Genomic DNA, 20,062 nt, shown 5'->3' with positions numbered 1-20,062 from the left:
CGCAGGGGTCCTTCCCGCTCGAGCGAAGCCCGGAGCGAAAAAGCAGCCGGGCGTGGAGGAACGTGCGCATGCGCGCGCCGGATCTCGCGGGGCGGGCAGGGAGGTGACGGCAGACCTCCGGGCCGGAGCGGTGCGCGGCGGCGGGTGAGGAATGCGCCCGGCGGCTCCCCCGCGGGGCGCCGCCGGACATGTGCGCGGGCGCGTCGGAGACCATGGCGGACACGCAGCTCGAAACGTTTCCTCGCGCATTCGCGTGACCGGTCCGCGACGATCGGGCCCTCGTCGGCGGGCGCGAGCCGACCGGCGGCCGGCCGGCGGCATCCGCCATCTGCGCATGATCCCACTTTCATGCGTTCACCGTGCCGAGCCCCCGCACCGTGCAGCTAGCTGGGTGCCGCACCCGCCTCCTCGCCCGGGCTCCCGACGAGCCGCGGGCCGGTCCGGGCCCTGCCGTCCCGCAGGAGTTCCCGCACATGCCCCCCAGGACGGATCATGTCATCGTGGCATGAGCGAGCTCAGACCTGGTTACCCGGCCCCGGCACGCCGACCAGCCAAGGAACGGAACGCCATGACCAGCGGCTTCACCAGTCCGGAGGGCTACAACGACCCCTTCGGTGAATTCCTGGCCCGCTTCTTCGGCGGGCCCCGTCCCGGCCCCCGCCAGATCAACATCGGCCAGCTCCTGAGCCAGCCGGCCAGGGAGCTGGTCCGCGGTGCGGCGCAGTACGCCGCCGAGCACGGCAGCCGCGACCTGGACACCGAGCACCTGCTGCGCGCGGCCCTCACCGCGGAGCCGACCCGCAGTCTGCTCAGCCGCGCCGGAGCGGATCCGGACTCCCTCGCGACGGAGATCGACGAGCGGGCGGGCCCGGCCCAGCACCCGCCGGGCGAGGCGCCACCGCCCACCTCGCTGTCCCTCACGCCGGCCGCCAAGCGCGCCCTGCTGGACGCCCACGACCTGGCCCGCTCGCGCGGCGCGGGCTACATCGGCCCGGAGCACGTGCTGAGCGCCCTCGCGGCGAACCCGGACTCCGCGGCCGGGCACATCCTGAACGCGGCCCGCTTCGCGCCCTCGGGCGGCCCCGCCGAGGCCCCGGACACCGCCCAGGCCCGCCCCGAGCGGGCCCGGCCCGCCGCCACGCCCACGCTGGACAAGTACGGCCGGGACCTCACCGAGCTGGCGCGCCAGGGCCGCATCGACCCGGTGATCGGGCGGGACGACGAGATCGAGCAGACCATCGAGGTGCTGTCCCGGCGCGGCAAGAACAACCCGGTGCTGATCGGGGACGCGGGCGTCGGCAAGACCGCGATCGTGGAGGGGCTCGCGCAGCGCATCGCGGACGGCGACGTGCCGGACGTCCTGTCCGGGCGCCGCGTCGTCGCCCTGGACCTGACCGGAGTGGTCGCCGGCACCCGCTACCGGGGCGACTTCGAGGAGCGGATGAACAACATCGTCGACGAGATCCGCACGCACTCCGACAAGCTGATCGTCTTCATCGACGAGCTGCACACCGTGGTCGGCGCGGGCGGAGGCGGCGAGGGCGGCTCGATGGACGCCGGCAACATCCTCAAGCCGCCGCTGGCCCGCGGCGAGCTGCACATCGTGGGCGCGACGACGCTGGAGGAGTTCCGGCGGATCGAGAAGGACGCGGCGCTGGCCCGGCGCTTCCAGCCGATCCTGGTGCCCGAGCCGTCCGTCGCGGACGCGCTGGAGATCCTGCGCGGGCTGCGCGACCGCTACGAGGCCCACCACCAGGTCCGCTACACCGACGAGGCGCTGGCGGCGGCCGTGGGACTGTCCGACCGGTACCTCACCGACCGGCGTCTGCCCGACAAGGCCATCGACCTGATCGACCAGGCCGGCGCCCGGGTGCGCCTCGGCGCCCGCACCAAGGGCACGGACGTGCGCGCCATGGAGCGCGAGGTCGAGCAGCTCGCCCGCGACAAGGACCAGGCGGTCGCGGACGAGCAGTACGAGCAGGCCACCCAGCTGCGGGACCGCATCGTCGAGCTGAGGGAGCGGATCGCGGCCGCCACCGGCGGCGACGAGGCCGACGAGGGCCAGAACCTGGAGGTCACCGCGGAGGCCGTCGCCGAGGTGGTGTCGCGGCAGACCGGCATCCCCGTCGCGAGCCTCACCCAGGAGGAGAAGGACCGGCTGCTCGGGCTGGAGGAGCACCTGCACGAGCGGGTCGTCGGCCAGGACGAGGCCGTGCGGGTCGTCGCGGACGCGGTGCTGCGCTCCCGCGCCGGTCTGGCGAGCCCGGACCGGCCGATCGGCAGCTTCCTGTTCCTCGGCCCGACCGGCGTGGGCAAGACGGAGCTGGCCCGCGCCCTGGCCGAGGTGCTGTTCGGCAGCGAGGAGCGGATGGTCCGCCTCGACATGAGCGAGTACCAGGAACGGCACACCGTCAGCCGGCTGGTCGGCGCCCCGCCCGGCTACGTCGGCCACGAGGAGGCCGGCCAGCTCACCGAGGTGGTGCGCCGGCACCCGTACTCGCTGCTGCTGCTCGACGAGGTGGAGAAGGCGCACCCGGACGTCTTCAACATCCTGCTCCAGGTGCTGGACGACGGGCGGCTGACCGACGCGCAGGGCCGCACGGTCGACTTCACCAACACGGTGATCGTGATGACCAGCAACCTGGGCTCGGAGGCGATCACCCGGCGCGGCGCCGGGATCGGCTTCGGACCGGGCGGCGCCGACGCCGACGAGGAGGCGCGGCGGGAGCAGATCCTGCGGCCGCTGCGCGAGCACTTCCGGCCGGAGTTCCTCAACCGCATCGACGAGATCGTCGTCTTCCGCCAGCTCACCGGTGAGCAGCTGCGGCGGATCACGGACCTGTTGCTGGAGAAGACGCGCCGGCTGCTGCACGCGCAGGGCATCACGGTCGAGTTCACCGACGGGGCCGTGGACTGGCTCGCCGAGCGCGGCTTCCAGCCCGAGTACGGCGCCCGTCCGCTGCGCCGCGTCATCCAGCGCGAGGTGGACAACCAGATGTCCAGGCTGCTGCTGGACGGCCGGGTCAAGGACGGCGACCGGGTGACGGTGGAGGTGCGGGACGGGCGGCTGGCGTTCCGGACGCCGCCGCCCGTCCCCACCGCGGAGCTATGAGGCCGGGTGCACCACCTGCGCCGAGCCGCCGCCCCGCCGCACGGTCTCGGCGGCCGCGAGCCACCGGCCGTCCGGCAGCCGCTGGACGCCGGTGGCCGCGCCGATCTCGGGGTTCAGCCGGAACGAGTGCCCGATGGCCTCCAGCCGCCGGGCGGTGTCCGTGCCGTGCAGGCCCGGTTCGAGGTCGGTCTGGGCCGCGTTGCGCTGGCTGGCGCGGGGCGCGGCGATGGCGTCGACCAGCGGCAGTCCGCGGTCGAGGAACCCGGTGAGGGTCTGCAGCACGGTGGTGATGATGGTCGCGCCGCCGGGCGAGCCGAGCGCCACGACCGGCTTGCCGTGCCGGTCGAGGACGATCGTGGGCGCGATCGAGGAGCGCGGCCGCTTGCCCGGGCCCGGCAGGTTCGGGTCGTGGACGGCCGGGTCGGCCGGGGCGAAGGAGAAGTCGGTCAGCTCGTTGTTGAGGAGGAAGCCGCGTCCGGGGACGGTGATGCCGCTGCCGCCGGTCTGCTCGATGGTGAGCGTGTAGGAGACGACGTTCCCCCACTTGTCGGCGACGGTGAGGTGCGTGGTGTTCTCGCCCTCGTACGTCGTCGGCGCCGCCGTGCCGCCCGTGCCGCAGGCCTCCGGGCGGCGCGGGTCGCCGGGGGCCACCGGGCTGGTGAGCACGGCGTCGTCCTCGATCAGGCAGGCCCGTGAGTCGGCGTACCGCTGGGACAGCAGCTCCCGCGTCGGTACGTCCTCGAAGGCGGGGTCGCCGACCCAGCGCCCGCGGTCGGCGAACGCGATGCGGCTCGCCTCGACGAAGCGGTGCAGGTACTGGACCTCGCTCGCCTTGGACAGGTCCGTCCGTTCCAGGATGTTGAGCGCCTCGCCGACGGTGGTGCCGCCGGAGGAGGAGGGGGCGATGGAGTAGACGCCGAGGCCGCGGTAGGAGGTCCTCGTGGGCGCCTGGAGCTCGGCGCCGTAGGCGGCGAGGTCCTTCTCCGTCAGCTTCCCGGGCCGGGCGTTCCAGCCCGAGGCCGGGTCCACGGGCGGGTGGTTGACGGTGTCGACGATGTCGTCGGCGAGGTCGCCCCGGTACAGGGTGCGCACGCCCTTCCTGCCCAACTCCGCGTAGGTGCGGGCGAGGTCGGGGTTCTTGAAGGTCGAGCCGACGACCGGGAGCCGGCCGCCGGGCAGGAACAGCCCGGCGGTGTCCGGGAAGTAGCGGAAGCGGGTCTCGTTGGCGGCGGTCTGGCTGCGGAAGGTCTCGTCGACGGTGAAGCCGTCGCGGGCGAGGCGCTCGGCGGGCTTCAGGACCGTGCCGAGCTTCCTGCTGCCCCACTGGTCGAGCGCGGTCGCCCAGGTGGCGGGTGTGCCCGGGGTGCCGACGGCGAGGCCGCTGCTGACGGCGTCGGCGAAGGCGAGGGGCTTGCCGTTCTCGAGGAACAGGCCGGCGTCGGCGGTCAGCGGGGCGGTCTCACGACCGTCGATCGTGTGGACCGTACGGGACTTGGCGTCGTAGTAGACGAAGTAGCCGCCTCCGCCGATGCCGGCGGAGTAGGGCTCGGTGACGCCGAGGGCGGCGGCGGTGGCGACGGCCGCGTCGACCGCGTTGCCGCCCTTGCGCAGCACCTCGATGCCGGCCGCGGAGGCGTCCGCGTCGACGCTGGCGACGGCACCGCCGTGACCGACGGCGACCGGGACCTTCTCGACGGGCCGGTGCGGGGCGGCGGGTGGCGCCGCGGCCCCCACCGAGACGACGGCGGCCGTGACCGCCAGGACCGACAGTTTCCGCGCGACGGGGCGACGCATCCATACCTCCAGTCCGGGACCGTCCGCGCAGCGTAACCAGATCGCGGGGGCCCCGACAGCCCCCGTCGCGGGCATGTCGCACGACCGTCACACATCGAACACGGGTACGCCCGGGCCTTCTTGGCCCGCTAGCATGCGCGCCCATGAACGACGACGTGCGCAACATCGTCCTGGGCGTCATCGCGGCCGGCGTCAGTGCCGCGCTCGGCTGGGTGGCCCGCACCTACCTGTGGAAGCGCCGGCTCCGGCGCAAGCAGGCCTTCTTCGGGCTGCCGGAGAACGCGGAGTCGCTGCTCGTCGTCAACCGCGACCCGGCGACCTCCGAGCCGGCCGTCCACCGCTTCGACGTCTTCGCCCTCCTGGAGCTCTCGGCGCTGATCAAGGACTGCGGCGCCAACGTCCAGGTGGTCACGCAGGACGCGGTCCACCAGGGGTTCGGCGAGCGCACCGAGTTCTGCGTGGGAGGGCCGGGTTCGAACCGGCGCATGACGGCGCACATGTCCGCCATGCTGCCCGGCGTGCGCGTCAACGTCGATCCCGAACCGGGGCCGGACCGGGGCGCGTTCCAGATCGGCGGCGAGCGCTACCGCATGGATCCCGGCGTCACGGAGTACGTGATGCTGGCCCGGCTCACCGCCGGCCAGCACCGCGAGACGCGTCCGGTGTTCCTGTTCTGCGGGCAGCGGGCGATCACCAACCAGGCGGCGACCCGCTATCTCGCCCGTCACCACGAGCGCCTGCACCGCAAGCACGGCCACCACTCGTTCGTGCTGCTGCTGAAGGTCGTCAACTCCCAGGCCTACGGCCCCGACGTGGTCGAACTGGTCGGGGACGTGACGCGGGCGGCCCAGACGCCGCTGCCGGCGCAGGCGACGGCGCCGCGGAACTCGCACCGCGCCTCCTGAGGCCCCGCGCGCCCCGGCGATCGTCGCTCCCGCGCGACCTGTCGACGGGCGCTCACGGTGGAGCGGGACGGTCGCCGCGGGCGCCGTTCCGCACCGCCCACGGCATCCCGGCGGGGCACGGCTCGCCCCGGTCGTCGGCCCGGCCGGCCCGCTCTGCCGCGAGCACAACCCGTCCGGCGCACGGCTGACCTTCTCCTCACCGGCGAACGACCCGTCGTACGTGTCGGCCCCGCTGCGTGAGCAGTGATCTGCGACCGCGGCCGGGCGGGTGGGGCTCTGCGAACCGCCGCCTTCACGGCCCGGACGAACGGCACATGCTAGTCGACGTCCGCTCCGGGGGCATGGCCCACGGGACAACCGGGGACCGGCCCGGGGGGGGCCGGGCCGCGGACCGGGGGCCCGGCACGCGTCACGGATCCCGGACGGCAGCCGGGTGCGGACGGCGGGCCGGGCCGGCGCCCCCGGTCCGGCAGCGGGCCGCGGCGGCGGCTCAGACCTCCGCGATCCCGGCGTACGCCTGGGACAGCTCGGGGACCCCGCTGGCGGCCCACGCCTGGCCGTCGGACACGACGTCGATCTCGCGGCCCGAGGCCAGCCGGACGACCGGGCGGCCGCCGGGCAGGATCCGCCAGACGGCGCCGGGCACGGTGCGCACGACGACCGTGCCGAGGTACAGCCCGGCGTCGTTGCCGAGCCACTGCAGCGTCTCCTCGTCGTCGCGCCAGCGCGGCACCAGCTGGTCCAGCGCCTCCAGCGAGGCGGTGGTGTCGTCGAGCCGGACCCCCTCCCGCTCGGCCAGGGAACGCAGCAGCTCGCACTCGGCCAGGAGCCCGGCGTAACCGCCCGACCCGTCCCCGTCCTCGTCGAACGCCGCGGCACCGCGGGCGGGGTCACGCCTTCTGCGCCACCTGTCCAGGAAGGAGATCTCCATGGGCCCAGCCTGACACCCGCACCACCGGGCGCACCACAGGCGCGCGGACCGCGACGGCCGGCGCCGCTACACCTCGAGGTCGACCACGACCGGCGCGTGGTCCGAGGCGCCCTTGCCCTTGCGCTCCTCACGGTCGACGTAGGAGTCCTGCACGGCCTTGGCGAACGGCGCGTTGCCGTAGACCAGGTCGATGCGCATGCCGCGGTTCTTGGGGAAGCCGAGCTGGCGGTAGTCCCAGTAGGTGAAGGGGTGCTCGTACTTCAGGGGGCGCGGGACCACGTCGGACAGGCCGGTCTCGCGCAGGGCGGCGAGGGCGGCGCGCTCGGCGGGGGTGACGTGGGTGGAGCCCTCGAAGACGGCCACGTCGAAGACGTCGTCGTCCGTCGGCGCCACGTTGTAGTCGCCCAGCACGGCGAAGGGGCGGCTGCCCGCCGCGTCACCGGCGACGGCCGCCCTGAGGGCCTCGAACCACTGGAGCTTGTAGGCGTAGTGCGGGTGGTCCACCGCGCGGCCGTTCGGCACGTACACCGACCAGACGCGGACCGGGCCGCAGGTGGCGGAGATCGCCCGGGGCTCCGGGGCGCCCTCGTAGCCGGGGTCGCCGGGCAGGCCCTTGACCACGTCCTCCAGGCCGACGCGGGAGAGCACCGCCACGCCGTTCCACCGGCCGGTGGCGTGGACCGCGGCCTCGTAGCCCAGCTCGCGCAGCTGGTCGAACGGGAACTGCTCCTCGGCGACCTTGGCCTCCTGGAGGCAGAGCACGTCGGTGCCGCTGCTCTCCAACCAGGCCAGGAGCCTCGGCAGGCGGGCGGTGATCGAGTTCACGTTCCAGGTCGCGATGCGCATGCCTCTCAACCTACCCGGCGCCTGTGACAACGCGGCCCGTCACACCTGCGTGGAGGCGCCCGACGCCAGCCGGCCGTGGTCCGCGCCGCCCAGGTTGCCCAGGTGGGTGTCGTAGAGGGGGCGGGCCAGGTCGGTGAGGAGGGCGTCGTGGATGTCGTAGACGCGCCGCGGCTTGACCTCGCGGACGTAGTCGATGACCTCGGCGATCTTGTTCCAGGGGGCCTGGACCGGGGCGAGGAGCGTGAGCACCGGCTGGTCGGGCACGGTGAGCGCGTCGCCGGGGTGGAAGACGCGGCCGCCGTCGATCAGGTAGCCGACGTTGGTGACGCGCGGGAGGTCCGGGTGGATCACGGCGTGCAGCTCGCCGTGGACCTGGACGTCGAAGCCGGCGGCGGTGAAGGCGTCGCCGTGGCCGACGGTGTGGACGCGGCCCGGGAAGGCGGCCGCGATCTTCCCGGCGACGGACTTCGGCGCCCAGATCTCCGTGGCCGCGTCGGCCTCCATGGCCGCCCGCAGCCGCCCCTCGTCGAAGTGGTCGGGGTGCTCGTGCGTGACGAGCAGGGCGTCCGCGCCGAGCGTGGCGTCCTCCTCGGTGAACGCGCCCGGGTCGAGGACGAGGGTGCGCCCGTCCTTGACCAGGCGGACGCAGGCGTGCGACTTCTTCGTGAGCTTCATGAGCGTCATGGGTCCATCCTGCCCCCGCCCGGTGCGGGGCTCATTCGGTGGGCGTCGTCTCCTCCCGGATGATCTGCTGCGCCACCCGGAAGGCGCTGTTCGCCGCCGGTACGCCGCAGTAGACCGCGGCCTGGAGCAGCACTTCCTTGATCTCGTCGGGGGTGAGGCCGTTGCGCAGGGCGGCGCGGGTGTGGAAGGCGAGCTCCTCCAGGTGGCCGCCGGCGACGAGCGCGGTGAGGGTGACGCAGGAGCGTGAGCGCCGGTCGAGACCGGGGCGGTCCCAGATCTCGCCCCAGGCGTAGCGGGTGATGAACTCCTGGAAGTCGCCGGAGAAGTCGTCGGCCTGCGCCAGGGCCCCGTCCACATGGGCGTCGCCGAGCACCTCCCGGCGCACCTTCAGCCCCACGTCGTACGGGTCGGGGCGGCCCGTCACCCGGGGCGGGACGACCGCCGCGGCGGGCGCGATCTCGGCGATGGGCGCGGCCTGCGGGGGCACGTTCAGGGCGGGCTTGGGGGGGATCCCGGGGAGGACGGTCTGGCCCGTGCCGTGGTCGTGGGCGGGCTGCCAGGCGGTGGAGAAGTGCCGGACCAGCAGGTCGGTGACGGCGGCGGGCTGCTCCACCGGGACCAGGTGGGAGGCGCCGGGGACGACGGCGAGGCGGGCGTCGGGGATGCCGGCGACCAGGGTGCGCGCCTCGGCGGGTCCGGTGACCTGGTCGTCGGAGCCGACGAGGACCAGGGTCGGCACGCCCACCCGGCCGAGCTCGGGGCGCACGTCGAAGGCGGCGAGCGCCTCGCAGGCCGCGATGTAGCAGCCGGGGTCGGTGGTGCGCACCATCTGCACCGCCCAGTCGGTGATCGCGGGCTGTGCTGCCGCGAAGCCGCCGGTGAACCAGCGGTCCGGCGAGGTGCGGGCGATGGGGTCGAGGCCGTTGGTGCGGACGATCACGCCCCGCTGCCGGAACTCGTCCGCCGTGCCGAAGCGCGGCGAGGCCGCGATCAGTGCGAGAGAGGCGACCCGCTCGGGGTGACGCAGGGCCAGTTCGACGCCGACGGCGCCGCCGAGCGCGCAGCCCGCGTAGCCGAAGCGCTGCACGCCGAGCGCGTCGAGGGTGGCGAGCAGCCGGGCGGCGAGGTCGGCGACGGAACCCGCCGGGTGGGCCGGGGCGCCGCCGTGACCGGGCAGGTCGAAGCGGAAGACCCGCCACTGCTGGGCGAGTTCGGGAACCTGACGGTCCCACATGTGCCAGGTGGTGCCCAGGGAGGGCCCCAGGATCAGGACCGGAGCGTCTTCTGGCCCGTCAAAGCGGTATTGCAGGGTGTTCGGTGGTGTCTCGCTCACCCGTCAGACCCTCTCATGTATCACGGACACCCCTGTAACGAGGGGGCGCCGGGTACCGTTCCGGCCGGATCGAAGGCCTCTCGGGCGGCGCACCGCCCGAGGCGCCGGACGGCCTCACGTCGGGTCCTGCCCGCCGGTCCCGGTGGCGGGACGGGCCGTCAGGGACCCGTCCGTTCCCAGCCGCGGTGCGGGGCCCGGGCACCGAGTCGGACGTCGCGGCCGCGGTGGGCGACGTAGGGGCGGGTCGGACAGCCCGCCGGCGCGGTGGGCCTGTGGACGAGCCGGGTGAACGGCCAGGCCGTGAACAGCAGCAGGGCACTGATCGCGTGCAGCTCGAACGGCACCGGGGCGCCGGACATCAGGTCCGGGTCGGCCGGCGGCCAAACTCGCCCTGTTCGCGGTGGTGATGCTCGCCGCCGCGGGGCACGGCATCGCCCACTCCGAGGGCCGCACCGACCTGGTCCGTGCCCTGGCGGTCGTCTCCCTCGTCGGCTCGTTCGGCGTCGTCCTGCTCGCCACCGCCCTGCCCGCCGCATGAGCCGCGACCACGACACGGACACCGGAGGCATCATGCGTACCCCCGTCCTGCCCGGGCCGGCCACCGTGGAGTCGCTGTCGGCAGCCGCCGTGGCAGCCCCGTCGATCCATGACACCCGGCCCCGGCGCTTCCAACTCGATCCGGACAGCCGGACATGGAGTGGCCCGGCCTGCGGTCGGCCATGGCCCTCCCCCGGCGCGAACGGTGCCATCCGCAGGTGCTGATCCGCTTCGGCTACGGCCCTGACGGCGGCTGCACACCGCGGGCGGGCAGGCCGTGGCTCGCCCGGCAGCACCTCCCGCGGCCGAGGACGGAACGCGCCGAGTCCCACAGCCACGCACACGTCCCACCGGGAGACACACGCACGTGTCCCACCGGGAGACGTACGACAGCCGTGCCGCCCGGCGAACCGTCCCGCTCTCCGCCCCCGGTCACCCCGAGGCCAGCTGTTCCGCTATCTCCTTGATCCAACCGGCGGTCTTCGCCGGGTCGTTGAGGGTGTCCGCCCACGCTTCCGGCTCCAGCTTGTGCTGGGTGGGGCCTGACTTGAGAGCGACGAGGAGGGCCCTTGCGGACTGCCTCATCTCGGCCGTCGTGTCGCCGCTGCCGGGGATGTCGGGGCCTGCCGCCAGGGCGTAGATCTCGCGCGCCATGGCCTGACGTTCGCCCTTCGACACCTTCTTCCAGAACGTCAGGGCGTGCTTCAGCGATTCACCGCGGGACGCGGCCTCCGCCGGGGTCTCGCCCTCCGGCGCCCAGCGCTCGGGGTGGCGGACCTCTTCGTAGCGCTTCGTGGCGGCGCGGAGCGCCTTGTACAGGGTGACGCCGAGGACGAGGCCGGCCCCGGCCCCGGCGAGGCCCCATCCGACCGGGTTGCTCGCCAGCCCGGCCGTTCCCGCCGCGACCGCCGTCACGACGCCGGCCGCGGCCTTGGTGGATTCGCCCACCGCGCCGCCGATCGCCTCCTTGCCGATCTTGGTGAGCTGCTTCTTCTTCGCGTACTCCTGCACCGTGCTCAGCTTTTCCACGTCTCGCTCCGCGCGCTGGAGGCTCTCGGCGGCGTCACGGGCCTCCCCCATCGCCTCCCAGGCGGCGTCGATGGCCTCGGAGACGAGCTCCAGCCGTCCCTCGCCCTCGTGGTCCCAGTAGGCGTCCAGCGCGACGTACGCCTCGGCCGCGGCCCAGTCGGCCTGCTCCCGCGACTCGTTCAGCCGGGCCAGCGACCCCGCGTGGACGAGGTGGGGGTCCCCGAGCTCCTTCACCTTCTTGTACTTGCGGGCCGCTCCCCCGACGCGGAAGGCCGCCCGCATGCCCTTGATCGCACCGACGGAGGCGCTGGCGACACCGCTCGCCTCGGACGCCACCGCGGCGTCCGCCGCCTTCTGGATCTTGGTCACTTCCTTGGCGATGGCGGCGCTGTAGCTTCCCGAACCGGCGGCGCCGATGACCGTGTCGGTCCCCTTGGTCTTGGCCTTCTTCTTCGCCGTGTGGTGGCCGGCCCCGGTCTCGTGCTTCTTGGCGTCCTTCATGTTCTTGTACGCGTCCATGCCGCTGACCACGGTGCCGGTGGCCTCCGTGAGGAGGTTCCCCGACGCGGCGGAGGTCCCCGAGGCGGCGGCGGAGTGCTTGAGGCCCTCGTCGGCCGCGGCGGCGGCCTGCTGGGTGAAGCCCGCGTTGGTGGGGGTCTGGACCCCCTTGATGAAGGTGTCGATGGGCTCGAGATTCTTCTTGAACCTGTCCAGGAGCTCGGCGATCCGGTCGCGGTAGTTCTTCTTCGCTCCGGCGGACGCGCCGCCGTTCTCCGGGGCCTTCCCCTTGTCCGCGCCCCTGGCACGCTGCACCGCCGCGGTCGTGGCCCGGTTGCCGGCACTGGACTGCATCTGGAGGAGGGCGTGCTCCGCCGGGCTCCCGGTCCGGCTCCCTTCCCGACGCTGCCGGGCCGGCGCCGGGACGGCCGCGGACCGCCGTGGCGGGGTGCGGTGGACCGGAGTGCTCATGGACGTACCTCTCCTGCTGCCGGACCGGGCGAGGCGAAGGTAGCCGGGCACGGCCAACAGAAGGGGTGCGGTGGGGAAACTCCTCGGGATGCCGTGGAACACGTCGCGGGGAACCGGTCCCGGGCCCGGGGCGGCGTCAGCGGACGGCATGGTGGCACAGGGGCCGGAAAGTTCCGGCAGACCCACTCGGCCTGCTGACCGATGCCGGGCCCCGGATCGGGCCGGGACCCGACTCCCGGACGGTGGGTCGGTCACCGCCGTGTCGACAGCTGCGTCCGGATCACGGCCGTCAGGCGCTGGAGCGGACGACCAAGCGGGTCGGAAGGATCAGCGGGGTGGGGTCCTGGCCGTTGACGAGCGCGACGAGCATGCGCGCCATCTCCCGTCCGAGAGCCTCTATGGGCTGACGGACGGTGGTGAGCGGCGGATCGGCGATCCGGGCGACCGTCAGGTCGTCGAAGCCGACCACGGCGACGTCGGCGGGGACCCGTCGGCCGGCCTCCCGCAACGTGCGCAGCGCTCCCACCGCCATGTTGTCGTTGGCCGCGAAGACCCCGTCCACCTCGGGGTGGTCCGCCAGCAGTGCGGCCATGGCGGCGGCTCCGCTGGGCTCGGTGAAGTCGCCCTCCCACGGGGGGAACGGATCGAGGCCGGCGCCCAGCACGGCGTCCCGGTAGCCGCGGTACCGGGCGCGCCCGGCCTCGGTGTCCAGACGCCCGCAGATCGCGGCCACGCGCCTCCGGCCGCGCGAGAGCAGGTGCTCGGTCGCCTGACGCGCTCCGCCGACGTTGTCGACGTCCACGTACCACCGGGGAACCGAACCGACCGGACGTCCGCCGAACACGACGGGCATCTGCGCCTCATCGGCCGTACGGGCCAGCGGATCGTCCTCGCGCAGCGCCATCAGCATGACCCCGTCCGCGCCCTTGGACCGAAGGAGCTCCTCGACCCGCTTGCGGCCCCGTTCGGAAGCGGCCAGACACAGCATCAGATGCAGGTCGGCCTCCTCCAGGGCGGCCGACGCCCCCACGATCACCTGGGCGAAGAACGGATCGGCGAAGATCGACGGATCCTCGCCCGAGACGACCAGGGCGGCCGCTCCCGTCTGACGCGTGGCCAGGGCGCGGGCGGTCGGATTGGGTACGTACCCGAGGTGCCGGACGGCCCGTTCCACCGCCTCGCGCTTGGCGCGGCTGACATGCGGGGCGTTGTTGAGGGCGCGGGAGGCCACGGAGCGGGAGACACCGGCGCGTTCGGCCACCTCGTCGAGCGTCGGCTGCCGACGCGGCGCATCCTCTGCCATGGATCACGAGCCCTTCCCTCTCGACCGGACGGGCAGCGTCTCACCTCGGCCCGTGCCGCTGCCACCCGTCCGGTGGACGGCGGGGACCGGCGAGAACCGGCGAGGACCCTCAGGGGCCGACCGATTGGGAGCGCTTCCAGTCTCTGCGTCCGTCAGGCCCGCGGTCCACAAGTCGCAGAGAGCGCTTGCGCGTTGGCCCTTGACAGCTCAGCCACCCCGCCACACCATACCGACCACGCCCCAACAGTTGTGCCGCGCTACTGGGAGCGCTTCCAGTGGGAGCGCTCCCGTACATGGTCGTACCCCCGCACTTCCTCAGCGTGTCGCCCGCTCGGGACGAGAGCGCGCGACGCATCCCTGCCAGGAGAACGAGGTTCCGTCATGCGCCGCAGACTCCGCGCCTTGGCCGCAGCGCTCTTCGCCCTGCCGCTGGCGTTCGCCGCCGCACCGTCCGCCCACGCGGCCGACCCGACCACCATGACCAGCGGGTTCTACGTGGACCCCGACTCCAGCGCGAAGAGGTGGGTGGCCGCCAACCCCGGCGACGGCCGGGCCGCCGCGATCGACGCGTCCCTCGCCAACACGCCGACGGCCCGCTGGTTCGGCTCCTGGAGCGGCAGCATCGGCACCGCCACGGGCGCCTACGTCGGGGCGGCGGACCAGCGGGACAAGCTGCCCGTCCTCGTCGCCTACAACGTCTACAACCGCGACTACTGCGGCGGACACTCCGCCGGCGGAGCCGCTTCGCCGTCCGCCTACGCCGACTGGATCGCCCGGTTCGCCGGCGGGATAGGCAACCGCCCGGCCGTCGTCATCCTCGAACCGGACTCCCTCGGGGACTACGGTTGCATGACCCAGGCGCAGATCGACGAACGCGAGGGCATGCTCACGGGCGCCCTCGCCCAGTTCGGCCGCCAGGCCCCCAACACCTGGGTCTACCTGGACGCCGGCAACCCGCGCTGGGTCGACGCGGCGACCATGGCCCGGCGCCTCCACGAAGCCGGCCTCCGGCAGGCCCACGGCTTCTCGCTCAACGTCTCCAACTACTTCACCACCGCGGAGAACACCGCCTACGGCAACGCCGTCAACAGCGAACTCAGCGCCCGCTTCGGCTACACCAAGCCGTTCGTCGTGGACACCAGCCGCAACGGCAACGGCTCCGACGGCCAGTGGTGCAATCCCTCGGGCCGCCGCATCGGCACGCCCACCCGGACGGGCGGAGGAGCCGAGATGCTCCTGTGGATCAAGGCCCCGGGCGAGTCGGACGGCAACTGCGGCGTCGGAGCCGGCTCCACGGCCGGGCAGTTCCTCCCCGAGGTCGCCTACAAGATGATCTACGGCTACTGATCCGGGACGCCCGCCGCCCCGGCGACCGGCGGTCCGCCGGGGCGGCGGGCGCTCCCCCGACCGGTTCGTCGACCAGGTCGGCGGGCTCGGCGCCGGCGGGGCGCGCGCCCTGTCAGGGGCGGGGCGGCCGTGCCCGTACCGGGCGCCCCGCCCCACGAGGGTACGTTCGTACACTCCTCGGGTACGCTCGGCGCATGCCGACGACGGACCACTTCGCACAGGACCCGCGCACGAACCTGGAGCGCATGCTCGCGGGCGACCTCTACATCGCCGACGATCCCGAGATCGCCCGCCGCCAGCAGCAGGCCGTACGCCTGGCGGCCCGCTACCAGGCCGCCTACGCCGAGGACGCCGACGCCGCGCGGCCCCTGCTGGCCGAGCTGCTCGGCTCCCTGGGCGAGGAGGCGCACGTACGGCCGCCCCTCCACGTCGACTACGGCAGCAACATCACGATCGGGGCGCGGACCTTCGTCAACTACCACCTGACCGCACTGGACGTCGCCGCCATCACCATCGGCGAGGACTGCCAGATCGGGCCGAACGTCCAGCTGCTCACCCCCACCCACCCGCTGGAGCCGCAGCCCCGCCGCGACAAGCTGGAAGCCGCCCGGCCGATCACCATCGGCGACAACGTCTGGATCGGCGGAGGCGCCATCGTGCTGCCCGGCGTGACCATCGGGGACAACTCCGTCATCGGCGCCGGCGCCGTCGTCACCAAGGACGTGCCCGCGAACGTCGTCGCCGTCGGCAACCCCGCCCGCCCGGTCCGCACCCTCTGAAGGCCCCGCCGTGGCCACCGGACACACCGACCCGCAGCGCCGTGAACGCATCCTCGCCGCGACCCTCGACCTCATCGCCGACGAGGGCGTGGCGGGCGTCTCCCACCGGAAGATCGCCGCACGCGCCGGGGTGCCCCTGGGCTCGATGACCTACCACTTCAGCGGCATCGACCAGCTGCTGCGGGAGGCGTTCCGGCGCTTCACCGACCACGTCGTCTCGCTGTTCGACGCGCATCTCGCCGCGCCGGCCGACCGCGACCAGGCCAGGGCCGCCGTGGCCGACCTCATCGACGCCCTGTCCGAGGGGAGCCGGCGCGACCTCGTCCTCACCCAGGAGCTGTACACCCTCGCCGCCCGGCAGCCCTCCTACCGGGAACTCACCCACGCGTGGATGGCCCGCAGCCGCGCCCACCTGGAGAAGCACTTCGACCCGGACACCGCCCGCCAGCTCGACGCCCTCATCGAGGGGCTGGCCCTCCACCGCGCCCTGGACCGGGAACCCGGCGACCGCGCCCTGACCCTGGAAGCCGTCACGCGCATCACCTCGCCCACCCGGCGGACCCGCTGACGGCCCGCCCCGCCGACGGCCCGTTCACGACGTCGCGGACCACCGGCCGGCGGCCGGGAACCGCTTCTTCACCAAGGTCGCCGGGCCCTAGGATCTGAACCGTCGGCACGGCCGCGGACCACACAGGTGTTCGCGTGCCGACAGGGCCGTTCGAGCATGATGGTGGAGGTGCCGGGGGCACCTTTCCGGAGGGAGCGGGGATGGCGGAGAGTCCGGCAGCGGGGCGCGGGAACGGTCCGACGGCGCCGCAGTTGCGGCTGGATGAACTGCTGGAGGGGCTGCAGGCGCAGGTGGCGCAGGTGCGCGCCACCCGGGACCGGGTGCACACGCTGCTGGACGCGGTCCTCGCCATCGGCTCCGACCTGGATCTCGCCGTGGTGCTGCGGCGGATCACCGAGTCCGCGGTGGCCCTGGTGGACGCCGAGTACGGGGCGCTGGGCGTGGTGGGCGAGGAAGGGCGGATCAAGCAGTTCATCACGGTCGGCGTGGACGAGGCGACGATCAGGACGATCGGCCACTATCCCGAGGGCCACGGCATCCTGGGCCTGCTGATCAGGGAGCCGGAGTCGCTGCGCCTCGCCGACCTCGGCTCCCATCCCGATTCGGTGGGCTTCCCCGAGGGGCATCCCCCGATGACCACGTTCCTGGGGACACCGGTGCGCGTGCGCGACCGGGTCTTCGGCAACCTCTACCTGACCGACAAGCGCGGCGGGGCGCAGTTCGACGACGAGGACGAGGCGGTGCTGCGCACGCTCGCCGCCGCGGCCGGCGTGGCCATCGACAACGCCCGCCTGTACGAGGACTCGCGCCGCAGGGAGCAGTGGCTGTCGGCGAGCAGCGAGCTGACCCGCAGCCTGCTCTCGGGCACGGAGCAGGACCGGGTGCTGCACCAGGTCGCCTCCACCGTACGGACGCTGGCCGAGGCGGATCTCGTGACGCTGGCGGTGCCGTTCGACGGCGGCGACGAGCTGGTGATCGAGGCCGCCGACGGAGTGGGCTCCGAGCAGGTGCACGGCCTGGTGCTGCCGCTCACCACCCTGGCGGCGAAGGTGTACCACTCCAACGAGCGGATCAGCAGCGGCGCGCTGTCCCGGGAACCGCAGGAGGGCGGCGGCTCCGCGGGGCAGCTCGACCTGGGGCCGGGGTTCCTGCTTCCGCTGGGCGGCGACCAGCACGCCCGCGGAGTGCTGCAGGTCGCCAACCTGCCCGGCCGGCCGGAGTTCTCCGAGGCCACCATGACCATGATCAGCGGATTCGCCGACCAGGCCGCGCTCGCCCTGGAGATCGCCGAGCACCGGCGCGAGGCCGACCAGCTGCTGGTCCTGTCCGACCGTGACCGCATCGCCCGTGACCTGCACGACCTGGCCATCCAGCGGCTGTTCGCCTCCGGGCTGACCCTGAACTCGGTGCTCAACCGGGTCTCCGACCGGCCCGAGGTGGCCGAGCGGGTGCAGCGGGTGGTCGACGACCTCGACGACACCATCAAGACGGTGCGGGGCACGATCTACGCGCTGCACGAGCGCGACCGCACCGGGACGCGGGGCGGACTGCGCGCCCAGCTGCTGGCCGAGACCGACCGGGCCGCCGGCGTGCTGGGCTTCGCCCCCGCGCTGCGCATGACCGGCCTGCTGGACACCGCCGTACCCGCCGAGCACGCCGAGCACCTGCTGGCGGTGCTGCGCGAGGCGCTGTCGAACGCCGCCCGGCACGCGCACGCCACCCAGGTGGAGGTCACGGCCGAGACCGACGGTAGCCGGCTCCGGCTGCGCGTCGCGGACAACGGCGCCGGCGTCGACCCCGCCGTCACCCGGCGCAGCGGCCTCGACAACCTCCGCCGGCGCGCCACCGACCTCGGCGGCGACTTCACGCTCGGAGCGAACGGCCCCGCCGGCACCGTCGCGGAGTGGACGGTCCCGCTCCCCACGCAGGCGCAGGCCTGAGCCCGGCTTCGCCGTCGCGGCCGGGACGCGAAGGGTAGGGCCGGTCGGCCCTACCACCGCGCCACGGCCGCGGGGACGATGGGCCGATGTCCCAGAACGACGCCTTTCGCGCACTCGACCGGCAGGAGTGCCTGCGCCTGCTCACCAAGGTGCCGGTCGGCCGCGTGGTCTACACCCGGCACGCCCTGCCCGCGGTCCTTCCGCTCAACTTCTCGCTGGACACGGACGCCTCCGTCCTGCTGTGCACCTCACCGGACTCGGACCTCGTGCGCGCCGTCGACGGCGTCGTGGTGGCCTTCGAGGCGGACGAGTTCGACGCGGCGGGCCGGTCCGGCTGGAGCGTGGTCGTCACCGGACGGGCCACCGTGGTGACCGACCCCGACGAGCACGAGCGTCTGTCGCAGGCCGGTCCCGTCTCCTGGATGCCGCCGCGGGACGCGGTGTTCGTGCGGATCGAGTCCGAGATGGTCACCGGACGCGAGCTCAGGGGACCGCACGGCGCACGGTGAGAGCCGGCCCTGTCGGCGCCGGGACGGCCGCCGGGACGGGGACGGCGACCGCCGGGCCGGTCCGCCGGCGCCCTCGGTGAGGCTCGCCCGCTCCCCGCTCCCCGCGCCACGGCGACCGGCACCGCGCGTGGTGCGTGGTGCCGCGGTGTCCGGCCAGCCGGCCCCGGGAGCAGCCCGGTGGGCCCGCCGCGCCCCGGCCACCGGCGGCTGGGCGGGCGGCTCGCCCCGCTCGGCGCCTCCCGCGTCCCGTCATGCACCACCCGGTGCCCGGCCGCCAGGCCCGGCCGGCGCTCCCGAGGGTCGGCGCACGGCTCGGGCGGGTCCCGCGGTGCCGGCACCGGCGTGCTGTGCCCCGAGGCACGACGGACGCCCGGTGGTGCCCCCCCGCCCCGGCCGGCGCGCCGACGTCGGCCGGGGTGGGGCGGCACGGCGCGTCGTCCGGACCGGGCGCCTCAGTGGCCTTCTTGCCTGAGCCGGTCCTGGGCCTGTGTGGCGATGACGGCGGCCTGGACGCGCCGCTCGACACCGAGCTTGGCCAGCAGCCGGGAGATGTGGTTCTTCACCGTCTTCTCGGCGAGGTAGAGCCGCTGACCGATCTGACGGTTGGTCAGTCCCTCGCCGATCAGTGCCAGGATCTCCCGCTCCCGCTCGGTCAGACCGGGCAGGGCGTCGGGCTCGGGCTCCGGCTCCTGGCCCTGGCGCAGCCGGGCCATCAGCCTGGCGGTGGCGCTCGGGTCGAGCAGGGACTGGCCCGCGGCCACCGTGCGCACGGCCGACACGAGGTCCGAGCCCTGGATCTGCTTCAGCACGTAGCCGGACGCCCCCGCCATGATCGAGTCCAGGAGGGCCTCCTCGTCGTCGAACGAGGTCAGCATCAGGCAGACCAGCTCCGGCATCCGCGAGCGCAGTTCCCGGCAGACGGTCACGCCGTCGCCGTCCGGCAGGCGCACGTCGAGCACCGCGACCTGCGGGCGCAGCGCGGGCACGCGCACCAGCGCCTGCTCGACCGTGCCGGCCTCGCCGACCACGGTGATGTCCGGTTCGTCGTTCAGCAGGTCGTGCACCCCGCGCCGTACCACCTCGTGGTCGTCCAGCAGGAAGACCCGGATCGGGTTGTCGGGGCCGGGCCGCTCGCCGTCCGCCATCGGATGCTCCTCGTTCTGCGCCGTCTGGATCGTGCACGGGTACGGCCCGGCGGGCCGTACCCGTCCCTGTCTACCGCAGATCCTGCGCGTTCCAGGGCCGAAGGACCAGGGCCGGTCGGCCCTGCCCGCCCCATTCCCCGGCCGCCCGCGGACACCCGAGGGAAGGGTCCGTCCGCGGCCGGTGCGACCGGACGGGGTCCGCGGGGCGCGCTCAGGACGCGGGGCCCGCCCCGGGGGGGCCGGGCCCCGCCCCCGGGCGCCCCCGCGGGGCGGGCCCGCCCGGGGACCTCGCGCGGCGCGCCGGGCGGGGCCGTGGGCCGACGGTGCGTCA

General features: G+C 74.1%; 17 protein-coding genes and 1 pseudogene. 9 read left to right on the top strand and 9 right to left on the bottom strand.

Annotated features, from left to right (window positions below; translation table 11 throughout):
- Nucleotides 1-568 precede the first annotated feature (568 nt).
- Entirely contained in the window at nucleotides 569-3,112 is a 2,544-nt protein-coding gene (locus ACH4F6_RS04460; protein WP_397958376.1) for an ATP-dependent Clp protease ATP-binding subunit, read from the top strand.
- On the opposite strand, the gene ggt is transcribed toward ACH4F6_RS04460, so the two are convergent.
- Nucleotides 3,107-4,906 (bottom strand): gamma-glutamyltransferase, encoded by a 1,800-nt coding sequence (gene ggt, locus ACH4F6_RS04455; RefSeq protein WP_397958375.1) that lies wholly within the window; start codon nucleotides 4,904-4,906, stop codon nucleotides 3,107-3,109. The two genes, ACH4F6_RS04460 and ggt, sit on opposite strands and share 6 nt — an antisense overlap.
- A gap of 143 nt (nucleotides 4,907-5,049) precedes the next feature.
- Between ggt and ACH4F6_RS04450 the strand changes: the two genes are divergently transcribed.
- Together ACH4F6_RS04450 and ACH4F6_RS04445 are read left to right on the top strand one after the other, a co-directional pair.
- On the top strand, nucleotides 5,050-5,811 hold the full coding sequence (locus ACH4F6_RS04450; protein ID WP_397958374.1) for a hypothetical protein: 762 nt from the start codon (nucleotides 5,050-5,052) through the stop codon (nucleotides 5,809-5,811).
- Nucleotides 5,812-5,876: 65 nt separating this feature from the next.
- Nucleotides 5,877-6,058, top strand: a pseudogene (locus ACH4F6_RS04445) (acyl esterase); the annotation flags it as partial.
- 243 nt (nucleotides 6,059-6,301) lie between these two features.
- Here the strand turns inward: ACH4F6_RS04445 and ACH4F6_RS04440 are convergent.
- The 5 genes from ACH4F6_RS04440 to ACH4F6_RS04420 form a co-directional block, all read right to left on the bottom strand.
- Nucleotides 6,302-6,742 carry a DUF6278 family protein gene (locus tag ACH4F6_RS04440; protein ID WP_397958373.1) on the bottom strand — a complete coding sequence of 147 codons (441 nt, stop codon included), beginning with the start codon at nucleotides 6,740-6,742 and terminating at the stop codon, nucleotides 6,302-6,304.
- Nucleotides 6,743-6,808: 66 nt separating this feature from the next.
- On the bottom strand, nucleotides 6,809-7,588 hold the full coding sequence (locus tag ACH4F6_RS04435; RefSeq protein WP_397958372.1) for an exodeoxyribonuclease III: 780 nt from the start codon (nucleotides 7,586-7,588) through the stop codon (nucleotides 6,809-6,811).
- 39 nt (nucleotides 7,589-7,627) lie between these two features.
- The gene (locus ACH4F6_RS04430) at nucleotides 7,628-8,263 is read right to left on the bottom strand and encodes an MBL fold metallo-hydrolase (RefSeq protein WP_397958779.1); all 636 of its coding nucleotides are present in this window, start codon (nucleotides 8,261-8,263) and stop codon (nucleotides 7,628-7,630) included.
- 40 nt (nucleotides 8,264-8,303) lie between these two features.
- A complete protein-coding gene (gene pcaC / locus ACH4F6_RS04425) occupies nucleotides 8,304-9,605 on the bottom strand; it encodes a 4-carboxymuconolactone decarboxylase (protein ID WP_397958371.1) in 1,302 nt (433 codons plus the stop codon).
- Nucleotides 9,606-9,763: 158 nt separating this feature from the next.
- Complete coding sequence (locus ACH4F6_RS04420; RefSeq protein WP_397958778.1) at nucleotides 9,764-9,967, bottom strand: respiratory nitrate reductase subunit gamma; 204 nt, start codon at nucleotides 9,965-9,967, stop codon at nucleotides 9,764-9,766.
- A gap of 38 nt (nucleotides 9,968-10,005) precedes the next feature.
- Here ACH4F6_RS04420 and ACH4F6_RS04415 point away from each other — a divergent pair, with 38 nt between their 5' ends.
- The gene (locus tag ACH4F6_RS04415) at nucleotides 10,006-10,143 is read left to right on the top strand and encodes a hypothetical protein (RefSeq protein WP_397958806.1); all 138 of its coding nucleotides are present in this window, start codon (nucleotides 10,006-10,008) and stop codon (nucleotides 10,141-10,143) included.
- 431 nt (nucleotides 10,144-10,574) lie between these two features.
- Here ACH4F6_RS04415 and ACH4F6_RS04410 read toward each other — a convergent pair whose 3' ends face one another.
- Both ACH4F6_RS04410 and ACH4F6_RS04405 read right to left on the bottom strand, forming a co-directional pair.
- A complete protein-coding gene (locus ACH4F6_RS04410) occupies nucleotides 10,575-12,140 on the bottom strand; it encodes a hypothetical protein (RefSeq protein WP_397958370.1) in 1,566 nt (521 codons plus the stop codon).
- Between the two features lie 289 nt (nucleotides 12,141-12,429).
- On the bottom strand, nucleotides 12,430-13,443 hold the full coding sequence (locus tag ACH4F6_RS04405) for a LacI family DNA-binding transcriptional regulator (protein WP_397958369.1): 1,014 nt from the start codon (nucleotides 13,441-13,443) through the stop codon (nucleotides 12,430-12,432).
- A gap of 381 nt (nucleotides 13,444-13,824) precedes the next feature.
- Here ACH4F6_RS04405 and ACH4F6_RS04400 point away from each other — a divergent pair, with 381 nt between their 5' ends.
- The 5 genes from ACH4F6_RS04400 (at nucleotide 13,825) to ACH4F6_RS04380 (ending at nucleotide 18,586) form a co-directional block, all read left to right on the top strand.
- Nucleotides 13,825-14,790, top strand: coding sequence for a glycoside hydrolase family 6 protein (locus ACH4F6_RS04400; protein WP_397958368.1), 966 nt, complete (start codon nucleotides 13,825-13,827; stop codon nucleotides 14,788-14,790).
- Between the two features lie 194 nt (nucleotides 14,791-14,984).
- On the top strand, nucleotides 14,985-15,569 hold the full coding sequence (locus ACH4F6_RS04395; RefSeq protein WP_397958367.1) for a sugar O-acetyltransferase: 585 nt from the start codon (nucleotides 14,985-14,987) through the stop codon (nucleotides 15,567-15,569).
- 10 nt (nucleotides 15,570-15,579) lie between these two features.
- Entirely contained in the window at nucleotides 15,580-16,137 is a 558-nt protein-coding gene (locus ACH4F6_RS04390) for a TetR/AcrR family transcriptional regulator (RefSeq protein WP_397958366.1), read from the top strand.
- Nucleotides 16,138-16,337: 200 nt separating this feature from the next.
- Nucleotides 16,338-18,077 (top strand): GAF domain-containing protein, encoded by a 1,740-nt coding sequence (locus ACH4F6_RS04385; RefSeq protein WP_397958365.1) that lies wholly within the window; start codon nucleotides 16,338-16,340, stop codon nucleotides 18,075-18,077.
- An 86-nt stretch (nucleotides 18,078-18,163) separates the two neighbouring features.
- The gene (locus tag ACH4F6_RS04380; protein WP_397958364.1) at nucleotides 18,164-18,586 is read left to right on the top strand and encodes a pyridoxamine 5'-phosphate oxidase family protein; all 423 of its coding nucleotides are present in this window, start codon (nucleotides 18,164-18,166) and stop codon (nucleotides 18,584-18,586) included.
- Nucleotides 18,587-19,038: 452 nt separating this feature from the next.
- On the opposite strand, the gene ACH4F6_RS04375 is transcribed toward ACH4F6_RS04380, so the two are convergent.
- Entirely contained in the window at nucleotides 19,039-19,731 is a 693-nt protein-coding gene (locus tag ACH4F6_RS04375; RefSeq protein ID WP_397958363.1) for a response regulator, read from the bottom strand.
- Nucleotides 19,732-20,062: the final 331 nt, after the last annotated feature.

This window comes from Streptomyces sp. NPDC017936 (genome assembly GCF_044328485.1).
GTDB lineage: Bacteria > Actinomycetota > Actinomycetes > Streptomycetales > Streptomycetaceae > Streptomyces.
This window is presented reverse-complemented; position numbering and strand designations above follow the sequence as displayed.

Bases quoted from the DNA above. Each gene is read 5' to 3' on its own strand.
- ACH4F6_RS04430 (WP_397958779.1), bottom strand. From the start codon at position 8,263: ATGAAGCTCACGAAGAAGTCGCACGCCTGCGTCCGCCTGGTCAAGGAC.
- ACH4F6_RS04440 (WP_397958373.1), bottom strand. From the start codon at position 6,742: ATGGAGATCTCCTTCCTGGACAGGTGGCGCAGAAGGCGTGACCCCGCC.
- ACH4F6_RS04400 (WP_397958368.1), top strand. From the start codon at position 13,825: ATGCGCCGCAGACTCCGCGCCTTGGCCGCAGCGCTCTTCGCCCTGCCG.
- ggt (WP_397958375.1), bottom strand. From the start codon at position 4,906: ATGCGTCGCCCCGTCGCGCGGAAACTGTCGGTCCTGGCGGTCACGGCC.
- ACH4F6_RS04435 (WP_397958372.1), bottom strand. From the start codon at position 7,588: ATGCGCATCGCGACCTGGAACGTGAACTCGATCACCGCCCGCCTGCCG.
- ACH4F6_RS04410 (WP_397958370.1), bottom strand. From the start codon at position 12,140: ATGAGCACTCCGGTCCACCGCACCCCGCCACGGCGGTCCGCGGCCGTC.
- ACH4F6_RS04385 (WP_397958365.1), top strand. From the start codon at position 16,338: ATGGCGGAGAGTCCGGCAGCGGGGCGCGGGAACGGTCCGACGGCGCCG.
- ACH4F6_RS04395 (WP_397958367.1), top strand. From the start codon at position 14,985: ATGCCGACGACGGACCACTTCGCACAGGACCCGCGCACGAACCTGGAG.
- ACH4F6_RS04460 (WP_397958376.1), top strand. From the start codon at position 569: ATGACCAGCGGCTTCACCAGTCCGGAGGGCTACAACGACCCCTTCGGT.
- ACH4F6_RS04380 (WP_397958364.1), top strand. From the start codon at position 18,164: ATGTCCCAGAACGACGCCTTTCGCGCACTCGACCGGCAGGAGTGCCTG.
- ACH4F6_RS04405 (WP_397958369.1), bottom strand. From the start codon at position 13,443: ATGGCAGAGGATGCGCCGCGTCGGCAGCCGACGCTCGACGAGGTGGCC.
- ACH4F6_RS04375 (WP_397958363.1), bottom strand. From the start codon at position 19,731: ATGGCGGACGGCGAGCGGCCCGGCCCCGACAACCCGATCCGGGTCTTC.
- ACH4F6_RS04450 (WP_397958374.1), top strand. From the start codon at position 5,050: ATGAACGACGACGTGCGCAACATCGTCCTGGGCGTCATCGCGGCCGGC.